Source organism: Kineococcus sp. AC630 (genome assembly GCF_979255925.1).
Window position 1 is genome coordinate 145,627 of record NZ_CEEDMJ010000002.1, and the last position, 13,328, is coordinate 158,954.

Sequence of the window (13,328 nt, forward strand, 5' to 3'; positions counted from 1 at the left end):
GTCAGTTAACTTAGTCGATGTGACCACCCCTCAGACTGCCATCCGCAGCGAGCCCCGCCCCGCGCCCCGCTCGCTGCGCGAGGCGTGGATCGCCCTCGCCGGTCTCTCCGCCGTCTTCCTCTTCGAGATGCTCGACAACTCCATCCTCAACGTCGCCCTCCCCACGATCGGGCGCGACCTGCACGCCACGACGAGCTCGCTGCAGTGGGTCAGCGGGGCCTACTCCGTCCTCTTCGGCGGCGCCATGCTGCTCTTCGGAGCCATCGCCGACCGCTTCGGGCGGCGCCGAGTAATGCTGACCGGACTGGTCCTGCTCGCCGCGGCGAGCCTGGCCACCGCGTTCGTCTCGACCACCGGTGAGCTGATCGCCGTGCGGGCGGTGATGGGCGTGGCCGCGGCCATGACCACGCCCGGCTCGATGGCCCTGGCCTTCCGGCTCTTCTCCACCGACGACCTGCGCGTGCGCGCCCTCACCGTCATCTCCACCGCCGGCCTGGTCGGACTCGCCGTCGGCCCCACTGCAGGTGGTCTCGTCCTGGCCGTCGCGCCCTGGCAGGTGCTGCTGCTGGCCAACGTCCCCATCGCCGTGCTCGCCCTCGCCGGCATCCGCCTCGGCGTCGCCGCCGACACCGGCGCGGGAGTCGGCGGGGGAGTAGGCGGGGACCTGCACGCCGACCCCATCGACGTCGCCGGTGCCGTGCTGGGCACCGCGACGATCGTCGCGGCCCTGCTCACCCCCACCCTCTTCGTCGCCGACGGCACCGACTCGTGGGTGCCGTGGGTGGCCAGCGTCCTCACGGTCCTGGCCGCGACCGCCTTCGTCCTGCGTGAACGGACCGCTGCTCACCCGCTGCTGGACCTGGCCCTGATCGCCCGCCCGCTCGTGGCCAGCGGACTGGCCTACAAGGCCGCCGCCGGCCTCGCCGTCGCCGGCCTGAGCTACCTGGTGACGCTGCAGTTGCAGTTCGCCTGGGGCTGGTCCCCCACGGCCGCGGCGCTGGGGATGCTGCCCCAGGTCGCGGTACTGCTGACCGGTGGCCGCTTCGTCGGACCCTTCGTCGCCCGCGTCGGACTCGAGCGAGCCGCCTGGCTCAGCGCCACCGCCGTCGTCGCGGGCCTGGCCGTCTTCGCCCTCGCCGGCAGCTACGGCTACCCCGTCGTCGTCGCCGCCCTCGTGCTCGTGGCCGCCGGGATGCGCGTGGTCGGGGTCGTGGCCGGCAACAACGTCCTGCGCGGTCTACCCGCCGATCGGACCTCCGTCGGCGCGGCCCTGGTCGACACCTCCAGCGAACTCGCCACCGGCATCGGCATCGCCGCCACGGGCACGATCCTCGCTGCGCTGTTCACCGGCTCCCTCACCGCAGCGACCTGGAGCTCGACCCAGGTCGGGCAGTTCCAGCAGGCCCTCGAGATCGCCGGGCTCACCCTCACTCTCGTCGCTGCCGCCCTGGTCGCCCTCGGCGTCCACCGCGCCCGAGCCAGCATCACCGACGAAACCCCCACCACCCCCACCCTCGAGAAGAGCGTCCAGTCGTGACCGCACCCAGCACCCACCCGCCGTTCGACCCGGAGCTGGCGGTCTTCCTCACCGCGGTGCAGGCTCGCGGCCCGTTCACCCTCACCACCGAGATGCTCCCCCGCATGCGGGCTCTGGAGATCAGCCAGGACCAGCTCGACGCGGACCTGCGCGCGAAGGGCCTGGAGCGGCGCAGCGTCACCGTCCCCGGCCACCTCGGCGAACCCATCGACCTCGCGATCATCCAGCGCGCCGGGCGCACCGGAACCGCCCCGTGCTTCTACGCCATCCACGGCGGCGGCATGATGTTCGGCCACCACCTCGGCAACCTCGACTCCTACGACGACTGGCTGCTCACCCACGACGTCGTCCTGATCAGCGTCGACTACCGCCTCGCCCCCGAACACCCCGACCCCTACCCCGTCGAGGACTGCTACGCCGGACTCGCCTGGACCGCAGCCCACGCCGAGGAGCTGGGGATCGACCCCGACAGCATCGTGCTCGTCGGGCAGAGCGCCGGCGGCGGCCTCGCCGCGGGAACCGCCCTGCTGGCCCGCGACCGCGGCGGCCCCGCGGTCCTGGCCCAGGTCCTGATCTCCCCGATGCTCGACGACAGCGACTCCACCGTCTCCACCCACCAGATCGACGGCGTCGGCGTCGCCGACCGCGCGATGACCCGCTTCGGGTGGAACGCCTACCTCGGAGAGCGCCGCGGCGGGAACGACGTGTCGATCTACGCCGCCCCCGCCCGCGCCGGAAACCTGTCCGGCCTGCCCCCCGCCTACCTCGACTGCGCCAGCGCAGAGGTGTTCCGCGACGAGACGGTCGCCTACGCGAGCAAGTTGTGGGCCGCGGGGATCCAAGCCGAGCTGCACGTCTGGCCCGGCGCCTTCCACGGTTTCACCAGCATGCAGCCGCGTGCCGCGTTGTCCCGGACCGCGGTTGCGGCACTGGCCACCTGGACCACCCGGCTCCTCGAACGTTGACGACGCCCGAGAACCTCACGGTCATCCCGCGATGTGCGCGGTGCTGAGCTGCCGGCGGCGTCGCGGTCTTGACGATGGTCGCGATGTCGCCTTCATCCCGAAAGACTGAGCCAGCACGCTGAAACTCGCCTGCGCTCGAAGCCACGACCCGGGCAGGATCACCAAGTGCTGTCCCACTCAGACCTGCCCGGTCGAACCGTCCACGTCATCGCACCACGACAGGTGAACCCGAGCTGGCCCGACCCCATCGACCGGGCCCGGGCCGTCGTGGCGACCCTGGACGTCCTGCGCCCGGTCACCGCCAGCCTGGTCATCGACCTCGCTGCCGACCGCTGGGTCGAGCACGGCTCCTCCCTGTCCACCATCGACCTGTACGACCAGCAACGGTGGGCCGAGAACGACCTACGCGAACTCCCCACCCTCACCCGCACCGGCCGCTGGCCTGGAGCGGTGTGGATCGACGCGCACGATGAGGACCTCTGGACCACGGCCCGCACCTACGCCACCGCCAGCCTCGGCGTCCACGTCCTGGACGAGACCGAGAACACCCTCGCCGAGGTCGAGGACGGCGGAGCCGTCATCACCGCCGCCCTCACCACGACCGAAGCGGACTTGCTGCGAAGCAGCCACCCCGACGTCGCCGTCACCCCGCTGAACGGCCTCACCAGGCGCAGGCTGCAGGCGCGCCTGGCCGCCGAAGACGACCGCCGCGAACGTGGCCGTCCAGAGTGGTTCGACCGCCACAACGCCTACCTGGCCTACCAACGCCGCGACCGGGAGAACCCGTGGGAACCCGCCCCGCCGGACCCCCACCCCGCCGACGCCTTCACCGTCGACCTCTTCGTCACGACCGAGGTGCACGAAGGACACGCACCGGCGCAGGTCGTGGCCCACTTCGGGATCGGGGGCGATGATCGCCCCCGAACCACCGCCCACCTCGACCGCATCCGCGAAGGCGTCTTCGCGGTCCACCTCGCAGCGCTGACAGCGGGCTCCTTCCCCGACGGTGGACGCCGCGTCGCGTGCCGGGTGCTGTCCCCTTCCCGCCGCGTTACCGGCGCCGCCGCCTCCCTCCTGGTCGACCGGACCGAAGGCGACCTGATCGACCCGAACGCACGTCCCCCGCTGAGCGACGGGTGGGGCATGTGGATGCCCTGGGACGGGTGGTCGATCTACGTCGAACGCGCCGGAGAGGACGAACTCACGTTCTCCACCCCAGTCAGTTGGGCCCACCCGACACGCGCCGACGGGAACACCGCGGTGACGCTGCGGATCTCTCGACGCTAGGAGCCAGCCGAAGCCGAACTCCGTCTCTGAGCATTCAGCCGCGCTACCACTCATCCCGCGCTGCGCGCGACGTCACCGTCATGCCGCGATCTGGACGTAGCACAGGCGCGATCTGCCAGTCGGCGCCAGATTCGCAGAACAGACCCGACATCGTGATCACCGTCGGTACCTTCGGTCCATGTTTCAGCAACCCGGTCCCTGGCTCCTGGTGTCGGTGCTCGTTCCGATCGCCGTATGGGCCGTAGGCGTGGCCATCACCGCCTACGTCGCCTACCGCGTCGTGCGCGCTGGCGTCAGGGACGGCATCCGGGCGGCTCGCTCGGAAGGGGATCCAGGTCGCGACCGGTTGGAGTAACGGCAGGCGCTGAGGTATCCCCCGCCCCGATCGACCGTCCGGTCATCCCGATGCGGACGTTGTCGCTGACGCCCGTCGACTTCACCGATCTGTCGAGGAGCACAGAACGCGGGTGAGGGAAGCAACCCCGTCTGCCAGTCTGGTCACCATGATCCACAACGACGGAGCAGTCCGACCCGCGACCGCAGCGGTCGGCCCGGGGCCGCGTGGATGAGCACCGCCCACGACCTCGGTCCAGTACCGACCCGCCTCCGCGTCGAGACCGACCTGGTCCACCAGCTCATCGCCGAGCAGTTTCCCCACTGGGCCGACCTGCCGGTGCGCCCGGTGGCCGACGGCGGCTGGGACAACTTCACCTTCCACCTCGGTTCGGACATGTCGGTGCGCCTGCCCAGCGCCACCGAGTACGCCCTCGCCGTGGACAAGGAGCACCGCTGGTTGCCCCGCCTCGCAGCGCAGCTCCCGTTGCCCATCTCCACCCCGCTGGCACGAGGCCGACCTGGCCACGGCTACCCCTTCGCCTGGTCGGTGTACCGGTGGCTGCCCGGGGACCCGGCGACGGCCGCCCGCATCGCTGACGGCAGCATCGGCGGTGAGGTCGACCCGGTCCGCTTCGCCCTCGACCTCGCCGACTTCCTCAACGCCTTGCAGCAGATCGACCCCACCGACGGGCCGGCTCCCGGCACGCACAACTGGTTCCGCGGAGGCACGCTGCGCACCTACGACGCGACGACCCAGAACGCGCTGCAGACCCTCGAGGGTCGCCTCGACGTGGACATCGACGTCGAGTCGGCCCGCGCCGTGTGGGCCAGCGCGTTCGACGCGCGGTGGAACCGCGTGCCGGTCTGGTTCCACGGCGACATCGCTGCCGGCAACCTGCTGCTGCGTGAGGGCCGGCTGGGCGCGGTCATCGACTTCGGAACCTGCGGGGTCGGTGACCCCGCCTGCGACCTCGCCGGGGCCTGGACGTTGCTGGGCACCGCGGCCCGGGTGGCCTTCCGCGACCGGATGGACGTCGACGAAGGTACGTGGGCTCGAGGGCGCGGCTGGGCGCTGTGGAAGACCCTGGCCACCTACGTCGGAGTCCTCGACGAGGATGCAGGAGCAGCCGCCGGGGCTCAGCGCGTCCTCGAAGAGATCCTTGCTGAGTTCGGGATCACCAGCTGAGCCCCCGCAGGCGCGCGTGAGCTGACGACCTCACGGTCATCCCGCGATCCGCAGGAGAGGTCCCAGGCGCAAGAGGGGCCGTCAGCGACTGCTCACGCAGCCGACCTCGCCGTCAGGGCCGTGCCCTCGACGTCGAGGGTCGGCAACCACCGCAACCACCGCGGCATCCACCACGCCGCCCGGCCGAGCAACGACAACGCCGCCGGTACCGCGACCATCCGGACGACCACGGCGTCGGCGAGGATCCCGACGGCCAGCGCGAAGGCGATGGGTTTGATCGTCGAGTCGCCCTGCGGGACGAACCCCGCGAACACCGCGAACATGATCGCCGCGGCGGCCACCACGACGGGTGCCGCCTGCCGGAACCCGGTGCGGACGGCCTGCACGGGATCGGCGCCGTGGGCGTGCGCCTCGTGCATCCGGGAGACCAGGAACACCTGGTAGTCCATGGCGAGGCCGAAGAGGATCCCGACGACGATGATCGGCGCGAGGCTCAGCAGGGGACCGGTGCTCTCGGCCCGCACGACCTCCTTCAGCCAGCCCCACTGGAACACCGCGGTCGTCGCGCCGAGCGCGGCGCCGATGGTCAGCAGGAACCCCAGGACCCCGACGACGGGCACCAGGATCGAGCGGAAGACCAGCACCAGCAGGACGAACGCGAGCCCGACGACCAGCACGAGGTACACCGGCAGCGCGTCGGACAGCGTGCTGGAGACGTCGACGCTCACTGCGGTCTGTCCGGTGACGTAGGCGGTGGTCCCCGAGGGGTCCCCGGCGATGAGGTCGCGCATCCGGTGCACGAGGTCGGTCGTCGCCGTGTCGTCCGGGGCGGTGGTGGGGACGACGGTGACGAGGGCGGCGCTCCCGTCCCGGTTCGGGGTGGGCGGTGCGGCGAAGGCGACTCCCGGCAGCGCACGGAGTTCCGTGCTCAGCGCGGTCGCGCGGTCGACCACGCCGGCTCCCTCCCCGTCGCCGTGGACGAGGACGACGATCGGTCCGCTGACCCCCGCGCCGAAGCGGTCGGAGAGGATCTGCTGCGCCTTCGCCTGGGTGCTGCCGTCGGGCCACGCGGTGCTCAGCGTGGTCTGCATCGAGGTGACCGGGATCGCGACGACCCCGAGGGCCACGACGGCCAGCACCAGGCTGACCCAGCGCCGGGTCGTCACGGTCCGACCCCACGTCGCGAACAGCCCCGTGCGTTCGGTGCCGTCCGGGACGTGCGGCGGCGCCACGTGGCGGCCGCCGCTGTGTTCGAGGGCCTTGCGGGCCGAGCGCGGCAGCGCCCGCAGCCCGACGAACCCGAGCGCCGCGGGGACGAGGGTGAGGGCGATGAGCACGGCGACGACGACCGTCGCGGCGGCGGCGATCCCCATCTCGGTGAGGAACGGGATGCCGGCGACGGCGAGACCGGCGAGCGCGATGACCACGGTCACCCCGGCGGTCAGGACCGCCGACCCCGCGGTCCCCACGGCCAGCGGGACGGCCTCGGCCACGCTGCGCCCGTCGAGGAGTTCCTGCCGGAAGCGGGTGACGATGAACAGCGCGTAGTCGATGCCGACGGCGAGGCCCAGCATGATCGCGAGGATCGGCGTCGTGGACTGCAGGTCGACGAAACCCGTGAGGGTGGTGATCCCGAGCGCCCCGATCCCGACGCCGACGACGGCCGTCAGCAGGTTCATCCCCGCGGCGACGAGCGAGCCGTAGGTGATGGCGAGGACGACGAGCGCGACGACGACACCGATGACCTCGGCGGGTCCGCCGAGTTCGGAGACTCCCTGCGTCACCTCACCCGTCGCCTCCGCGTCCAGGCCCGCGGCCCGGGCGTGCGCGACGGCGGCGAACAGCTCCTCGCGTTCGGACGCGGTGACCTCCGACGCCTGCACCGGGTAGCTGACCGTGCTGTACGCGGCGCGCAGGTCGGGGGAGACGACGGGGTTCGCGGCGTCGAGCGGGTTGCTCGCGCCCGCGACCCCGTCGAGGCCGTTGAGCTCCTGGACGGCGGCGAGGACCTTCGCCGAGTTCTCCGCCGAGGTGATCTGCTGACCCTCGGGCACCTCGAAGACGACCTGGGCCGATCCGCCGTTCGCGGTGTCGCCGAACTCCTCCCCGATGAGGCGCAGCGCGGTCGTCGACTCCTGGCCGGGGATCTCGAAGGAGTTCACCGTCTTCCCCGACAGCGTGGCCGCGCCGACCCCGGTCAGGGCGAGGAGCAGGACCCAGACCGCCACGACGAGGCCGCGGCGGCGGAACGCGCCGGCTCCGATGCGGTGCAGGAAGGTCGCCATCTCAGTTCTCCTCGGCGGTGTGCCCGAGCGCGGCGAGCGCAGCGGTGATCAGGTGGGGGCGGACGGTCGCGGCGTCGAGGTCGCGGAAGGCGAGCGAGGTGACGGCGAGCCCGCTGACGGCGGTGGTGATCCGGACGCCGCGGTCCAGGACGGCGGCGCTGGGCGGTTCCTCGCTCTTGACGATCTCCGTGCCGAAGGAGCGGAACAGCACCTCGCCGAGGTGGTCCAGCCGGTCGGAGGACAGCGCCCCCTGGCTGATCGTCGTCAGCATGAAGGAGACGAGCCCGGGACGTCGCTCGGCGAGGGCGACGAGGGCTTCGACCACGGTACGGTCGCGCCCGGGGCCGGTCGGGAGGTCCGTCACCTGAGTGGCGATGCGCTCGAAGTGCCCGACCGTGTGCGCCACGGTCGCCTCCTCCAGCGCCTCCTTGCTCGGGAAGCGGTGCAGCAGACCGGTCTTGGAGTAGCCGACCGCGTCGGCCACCCGCTGCACCGAGGTCTGCTCGATCCCGTGGCGGGCGAACAGGGCCGCCGCCGCCTCGAGGATCTCCTCGTCGATCTGTTCCTTCGTCAACCGGGGCACCCGACCACTGTAGACCGGTGTGGACCGGATCGGTCGCACAAGGACCGGTTCGGTCCATCGCGGGCGGTGGGTCGTGTCGGAGGTGAGGCCTACCCTTGACCCACGATGAGCACTCTCTTCGACGACCTCCCGCTGGGCCCCTCCTCGAGCGGCGACCCGAGCGGCGGCAGGACCGCGCCGACCCCGCGCCGGGGGGCGGACCCGGCTGCCCTGCTCGAGGGGCTGAACCCGCAGCAGCACCAGGCCGTCGTGCACGCGGGGTCGCCGCTGCTGATCGTCGCGGGCGCCGGCTCGGGCAAGACGCGGGTCCTGACCCACCGCATCGCCTACCTGCTGGCCGAGGGACGCGCCACGGCCGGGCAGATCCTCGCGATCACCTTCACCAACAAGGCCGCCGCGGAGATGCGCGAACGGGTGGCGTCACTGGTGGGCGACGTCGTGGGGATGGGGGCCCGCAGCATGTGGGTCTCGACCTTCCACTCCGCCTGCGTGCGCATCCTGCGCCGCGAGGCCCAGCACCTCGGCGTGCGGACGTCGTTCTCGATCTACGACTCCGCCGACTCCCAGCGGCTCATGGCGATGGTCGGCCGCGAGCTGCAGCTGGACCCGAAGAAGCACGCGCCGCGGGCGATGTCGACGATGGTGTCGAACCTCAAGAACGAGCTCGTCGACGAGGAGACCTTCTTCGACCGGGCGAACTCCGAGAGCGGCAACGAGACCGAACGCGTCCTCGCGAAGGCCTACCGGATGTACCAGCAGCGGCTGCGCCAGGCCAACGCCATGGACTTCGACGACCTGATCATGTCCACGGTGCACCTCCTGCAGGCCTTCCCGGACGTCGCGGAGCACTACCGCCGACGCTTCCGCCACGTCCTGGTCGACGAGTACCAGGACACCAACCACGCGCAGTACATGCTGGTGAAGGAACTCGTCGGCACCGGCGAGGGCCCCGTCCCGCGCGGGGAGCTGACCGTCGTCGGTGACGCGGACCAGTCGATCTACGCCTTCCGCGGCGCGACGATCCGCAACATCGTCGAGTTCGAGCAGGACTACCCGGACGCGACGACGGTGCTGCTGGAGCAGAACTACCGCTCGACGCAGAACATCCTCACCGCGGCCAACGAGGTCATCAAGCTCAACGACGACCGCCGGCCGAAGAACCTCTGGACGGCCGCGGGCGCGGGGGAGCAGATCGTCGGTTACGTCGCCGACGACGAGCACGACGAAGCCGCTTTCGTCGCCGAGGAGGTCGACCGCCTCCACGACGCGGGATCGCTGAAGTACAAGGACGTCGCCGTCTTCTACCGGACGAACGCGCAGTCGCGTTCGCTGGAGGAGGTCTTCATCCGCACCGGCCTGCCCTACAAGGTGGTCGGCGGGACGCGCTTCTACGAGCGCCGGGAGGTCAAGGACGCCGTCGCCTACCTGCGCGTCCTCGACAACCCCGACGACACGGTGAACATGCGCCGCGTCCTCAACACCCCCAAGCGCGGGATCGGCGAACGGGCCGAGGCCGCGATCGCGGTGCTGGCCGAACGCGAACGGATCGGCTTCAACGCCGCGCTGGACCGCGCCGACGAGGCGATCGGTCTGGTGTCGCGCTCCCTGAACGCGATCCAGGGTTTCGCCCAGCTGATCCACGACCTGCGCACGCTGGCGGAGTCGGGCGCCGCCCCCTCCGTCGTGCTCGAGGCGGTCCTGGAGCAGAGCGGCTATCTCGCCGAACTCCGGGCGAGCTCGGACCCGCAGGACGAGTCCCGGGTGGAGAACCTCTCCGAACTCGTCGCGGTGGCCGAGGAGTTCTCCGAGGACAACCCCGAGGGCACCCTGTCGGACTTCCTGGAACGCGTCTCCCTCGTGGCCGACGCCGACCAGATCCCGGCCGGCGCCGAGGACGACGGTGTCGTGACGCTCATGACGCTGCACACGGCGAAGGGGCTGGAGTTCCCCGTCGTGTTCCTCACCGGGATGGAGGACGGGACCTTCCCGCACATGCGCTCCCTGGGGGACCCCGATCAGCTGGCCGAGGAACGTCGCCTCGCCTACGTGGGCCTGACCCGGGCGCGCGAACGGCTCTACCTGTCCCGCTCCGCCGTCCGGAGCGCCTGGGGCGCACCGCAGCAGTACCCGCCGTCGCGGTTCCTCGACGAGGTCCCGGCGACGCTGGTCGAGTGGAAGCGTGCGCAGTCGGCGTTCCAGAACGTCGCCTCCCCGAGCGCCGCGTCGCGGATCTCGCAACGCCCGGGGGTGCGTTCCGCCGGCAACCGGCCGGTCATCACCCTGAACCCCGGCGACCGGGTGACGCACGACTCCTTCGGCCTCGGCACCGTCGTGCGCATGGAGGGCGAGGGCGACAAGACCATCGCGCACATCGACTTCCGGTCCGAGGGGACGAAACGGCTGCTGCTCAGGTACGCGCCGGTCGAGAAGCTCTGACCACGGACGCCACCTCGCGGGGACGTTCCAGCGGCAGCAGGTGACCCGCCCCGGGCAACGTCACGAACGTCGCCCGGGGGTAGGCCACCCCGTTCAGCTCCCGCTGGGCGTTCTCGCCCAGGTCACCGTCCGCGCCGCCCGCGACGAGGACCGCGGGCAGGTCGAGGACCCCGACCCGCTCGGACCAGTCCTCCCGCGACCCGAACTCCAGCCAGTTCCGCCAGGCCAGCGGGGAGGAGCGGAGCAGGTCGGTGACGGCGCGTTCCGCGGCCGCGAGTTCCAGCGGCCCACCCACGTTCGCCGCGACGAACTCACTGGCGGCGGCGGCGTCCAGCGGGCCGTCCCGCACCCAGGACAGCATGAGCTCCCGGCGTTCCTCCGCCATCGGCTCGGGGACCGGCGGGGAGCCGGCGAGCAGGAGCACCCCCGAAGGGGGTGGGAGTTCCCCGGCGAGCGCCCGCGCCGCGACGACGGACGCGATCTTCCCGCCCATGCTGTGCCCCAGCAGGATCCAGTCGTCGTCCACCGCCGACAGCCGCTGCACGACGTGGTCGGCCATCGCCCGCACCGAGGTCCCGGGTTCCACCGGTGCGTCGCCGAAACCCGGCAGGTCGAGCGCGAGGAGCTCGAACTCCCGACCGAGCTCCGCGGCCAGCGCGTCGAAGGCGAGGCGGCTCGACCCGAGGGCGTGCAGACAGACGACAGTGGTGCTCACAGCGCCCATCCTCGGGGCGGAACGGGTGACCGGCGCGTCGGGGCGGCGCTGCGGGCTACTGCCCGAACGTGTACCGCAGGTTCGCGTTGATCAGCTGGTTGACCCGGCGACGCAGGTGCCCCAGCAGCGACGGCTCGGGGAGCTGGTCCTCGACCAGCAGGGTCCACCGCAGGTCCGTCCCCTGGTGAGCCGCGTCCCACGGCAGCTCGAAGCGGAGCCGCGCGTCGGGTCGGACGGGCCACAGCGACGACCACACGAGGAGGTGGGGCGCGTCGAGGGTCAGGACCTCGGGTCGCTGCTCGTCGTGGAGCAGCTCCAGCCAGGGGCGGTGCGGGTCGCGGTCCGGCGCCAGCAGCGCCTCGCAGACGACGTGCGGAGGCGCGGGCTGGTTCCTGCGGCGGGATCCGGCCTCGAGCACCCTCCTAGCTGGGGTGGGTGCGCCGGAGGGCATCGTGTCGCAGCGCCGCGTGCACGCCCCACGTCTCGTTCGCGACCTGGGTGATGCGCAGGTCCACGCAGGCGCTGAGCAGGGCGAACGTCGTCGAGCGGTCGAGGTCGAGTTCCGCGGCGACCCACGTCACCATGTCGTCGAGCGCCGCGTCCGTCGCGGCGTTGAGGTCCGCGTCGAACCCGAAGGTCAGCCGCTCGGTCGGGGTCGTGGCGTGCACGGAGGGGAGGGCGGGCACCGCGACGACGGAGACCGTGAGGTCGGTGGTCGTGCCGCACTCCACGGCCGTCCCGCAGACCTCGCCGTCGCCCTGGGCCGCGTGCCCGTCGCCGAGGCAGAGCAACGCGCCGGGGACGTGGACGGGCAGGAACAACGTCGAGCCGGCGACGAGGGAGCGGCAGTCGATGTTGCCGCCGTGCCCGGGGCGCGGCGGGGTCGTCGAGTGCTGGCCCGGTTCGGCCGGGGTCGTGCCGATGACGCCGAGGAACGGGGCGGTGTCCACCGTGAACCCCAGCTGGTTGGTCGCCGTGCACGCGGCGTCGTCGATGTCCCACAACAGGTCCGCGCGCTCCGTGATGCCCAGGCGCACGTTCAGCGGGCTGTCCACCGCGCCGGCGGACGTCCACCCCCACCCCGACGTGGTGATCGAGTGCAGGGTGACGGCCAGGACGTCCCCGGGGCGCGCGCCACGCACGGAGACCGGTCCGACGAGGCAGTGCCCGCGCGCGTCCTCGAGGCGGCGGGGCGTGGGAGCCCCGGGGTGTTCCGGTCGCCGGAGGTAGCCGCGGGCGTCGAGCGCCTCGACGGTGAAGCGTTCGCCGTCGTCGACGACGAGCGCCGGTTCGAGGGCAGGGTCGAAGACGTCGGTCGGGGTAGCGTCCACGCATGGATCTTCCCCCCGAACTGCTCGTCCTGCTGCGTGAACGCGCCACCTGCTACCTCGCGACGACGATGCCCGACGGCTCGCCCCAGCTCACCCAGACCTGGGTCGACACGGACGGGACGAACATCGTCATCAACACCGTGCAGGGCTTCCAGAAGCTGCGCAACGTCGAGCGGGACGGCCGGGTCGCGGTCACCGTGGCCGATCCGGCGAACCCCAGCCGCTACTTCTCCGTGCGCGGCCACGTCGTGGCGTCGACCACGGAGGGGGGAGTCGAGAGCATCGAGGCGCTGTCGCAGAAGTACCTGGGCGCCCCCTACCCGTGGTTCGGGGGCCGCGACCAGGTGCGCGTCGTCCTGACGATCGCCGCCGACCGGGTCCACGCCGTCGGCTGACGCCCGGGACTACGCGAGGTCCGCGCGGCCGCTCAGCGTGATCCGCAGTCGGGTCGCACCCGGCAGCACCTCGACGAGCTGGGTGAGATCGGTGGTGATCTGCAGACCTCGTTCGTGGGCCCGGCGGTGCAACGAGGTGGTGGCGGCTTCCAACCAGCCCGTGCTCCCCCGCTGCCACTCGACGGCGTCGACGACGGTGGCGACGAGGAAGTGCTGACTGCTGGACATGGCGGACCCCTGTGAGCGACGGCTTCGGGCTGGAGCGCTCGACG

General features: G+C 71.9%; 12 protein-coding genes. 6 read left to right on the forward strand and 6 right to left on the reverse strand.

Annotated elements, in window-relative coordinates; genetic code table 11:
* Nucleotides 1-127: 127 nt before the first annotated feature.
* The 4 genes from AC0I8G_RS02650 to AC0I8G_RS02665 all read left to right on the forward strand — a co-directional run bounded on the left by AC0I8G_RS02650 (nucleotide 128) and on the right by AC0I8G_RS02665 (nucleotide 5,311).
* Complete coding sequence (locus AC0I8G_RS02650; protein WP_471728706.1) at nucleotides 128-1,537, forward strand: MFS transporter; 1,410 nt, start codon at nucleotides 128-130, stop codon at nucleotides 1,535-1,537.
* On the forward strand, nucleotides 1,534-2,502 hold the full coding sequence (locus tag AC0I8G_RS02655) for an alpha/beta hydrolase (RefSeq protein WP_471728538.1): 969 nt from the start codon (nucleotides 1,534-1,536) through the stop codon (nucleotides 2,500-2,502). Before AC0I8G_RS02650 ends, AC0I8G_RS02655 begins: the two co-directional genes overlap by 4 nt.
* A gap of 165 nt (nucleotides 2,503-2,667) precedes the next feature.
* Nucleotides 2,668-3,789: a hypothetical protein gene (locus tag AC0I8G_RS02660; RefSeq protein WP_471728539.1), complete on the forward strand. Its 1,122-nt coding sequence runs from the start codon at nucleotides 2,668-2,670 to the stop codon at nucleotides 3,787-3,789.
* 565 nt (nucleotides 3,790-4,354) lie between these two features.
* A complete protein-coding gene (locus tag AC0I8G_RS02665; protein WP_471728540.1) occupies nucleotides 4,355-5,311 on the forward strand; it encodes an aminoglycoside phosphotransferase family protein in 957 nt (318 codons plus the stop codon).
* A gap of 92 nt (nucleotides 5,312-5,403) precedes the next feature.
* Here AC0I8G_RS02665 and AC0I8G_RS02670 read toward each other — a convergent pair whose 3' ends face one another.
* A complete protein-coding gene (locus AC0I8G_RS02670; RefSeq protein WP_471728541.1) occupies nucleotides 5,404-7,596 on the reverse strand; it encodes an MMPL family transporter in 2,193 nt (730 codons plus the stop codon).
* 1 nt (nucleotide 7,597) lies between these two features.
* On the reverse strand, nucleotides 7,598-8,179 hold the full coding sequence (locus AC0I8G_RS02675; RefSeq protein ID WP_471728542.1) for a TetR/AcrR family transcriptional regulator: 582 nt from the start codon (nucleotides 8,177-8,179) through the stop codon (nucleotides 7,598-7,600).
* A 105-nt stretch (nucleotides 8,180-8,284) separates the two neighbouring features.
* Between AC0I8G_RS02675 and pcrA the strand changes: the two genes are divergently transcribed.
* The gene (pcrA, locus tag AC0I8G_RS02680; RefSeq protein WP_471728543.1) at nucleotides 8,285-10,615 is read left to right on the forward strand and encodes a DNA helicase PcrA; all 2,331 of its coding nucleotides are present in this window, start codon (nucleotides 8,285-8,287) and stop codon (nucleotides 10,613-10,615) included.
* On the opposite strand, the gene AC0I8G_RS02685 is transcribed toward pcrA, so the two are convergent.
* The 3 genes from AC0I8G_RS02685 to AC0I8G_RS02695 are packed head-to-tail and all read right to left on the reverse strand — an operon-like array spanning nucleotide 10,587 to nucleotide 12,661.
* Complete coding sequence (locus tag AC0I8G_RS02685; protein ID WP_471728544.1) at nucleotides 10,587-11,330, reverse strand: alpha/beta fold hydrolase; 744 nt, start codon at nucleotides 11,328-11,330, stop codon at nucleotides 10,587-10,589. The two genes, pcrA and AC0I8G_RS02685, sit on opposite strands and share 29 nt — an antisense overlap.
* Nucleotides 11,331-11,385: 55 nt before the next feature.
* Nucleotides 11,386-11,748, reverse strand: a complete 363-nt coding sequence (locus AC0I8G_RS02690; protein WP_471728545.1) for a hypothetical protein — start codon at nucleotides 11,746-11,748, stop codon at nucleotides 11,386-11,388.
* Nucleotides 11,749-11,752: 4 nt separating this feature from the next.
* The gene (locus AC0I8G_RS02695) at nucleotides 11,753-12,661 is read right to left on the reverse strand and encodes an acetamidase/formamidase family protein (RefSeq protein WP_471728546.1); all 909 of its coding nucleotides are present in this window, start codon (nucleotides 12,659-12,661) and stop codon (nucleotides 11,753-11,755) included.
* Between the two features lie 2 nt (nucleotides 12,662-12,663).
* Here AC0I8G_RS02695 and AC0I8G_RS02700 point away from each other — a divergent pair, with 2 nt between their 5' ends.
* Entirely contained in the window at nucleotides 12,664-13,056 is a 393-nt protein-coding gene (locus AC0I8G_RS02700) for a PPOX class F420-dependent oxidoreductase (protein WP_471728547.1), read from the forward strand.
* 9 nt (nucleotides 13,057-13,065) lie between these two features.
* On the opposite strand, the gene AC0I8G_RS02705 is transcribed toward AC0I8G_RS02700, so the two are convergent.
* The gene (locus AC0I8G_RS02705) at nucleotides 13,066-13,284 is read right to left on the reverse strand and encodes a hypothetical protein (protein WP_471728548.1); all 219 of its coding nucleotides are present in this window, start codon (nucleotides 13,282-13,284) and stop codon (nucleotides 13,066-13,068) included.
* Nucleotides 13,285-13,328: the final 44 nt, after the last annotated feature.

What these genes read in the sequence shown, in the direction of transcription:
- AC0I8G_RS02705 (WP_471728548.1), bottom strand. Translation starts at nt 13,284, where the DNA reads ATGTCCAGCAGTCAGCACTTCCTCGTCGCCACCGTCGTCGACGCCGTC.
- AC0I8G_RS02665 (WP_471728540.1), top strand. Translation starts at nt 4,355, where the DNA reads ATGAGCACCGCCCACGACCTCGGTCCAGTACCGACCCGCCTCCGCGTC.
- AC0I8G_RS02670 (WP_471728541.1), bottom strand. Translation starts at nt 7,596, where the DNA reads ATGGCGACCTTCCTGCACCGCATCGGAGCCGGCGCGTTCCGCCGCCGC.
- pcrA (WP_471728543.1), top strand. Translation starts at nt 8,285, where the DNA reads ATGAGCACTCTCTTCGACGACCTCCCGCTGGGCCCCTCCTCGAGCGGC.
- AC0I8G_RS02700 (WP_471728547.1), top strand. Translation starts at nt 12,664, where the DNA reads ATGGATCTTCCCCCCGAACTGCTCGTCCTGCTGCGTGAACGCGCCACC.
- AC0I8G_RS02650 (WP_471728706.1), top strand. Translation starts at nt 128, where the DNA reads ATGCTCGACAACTCCATCCTCAACGTCGCCCTCCCCACGATCGGGCGC.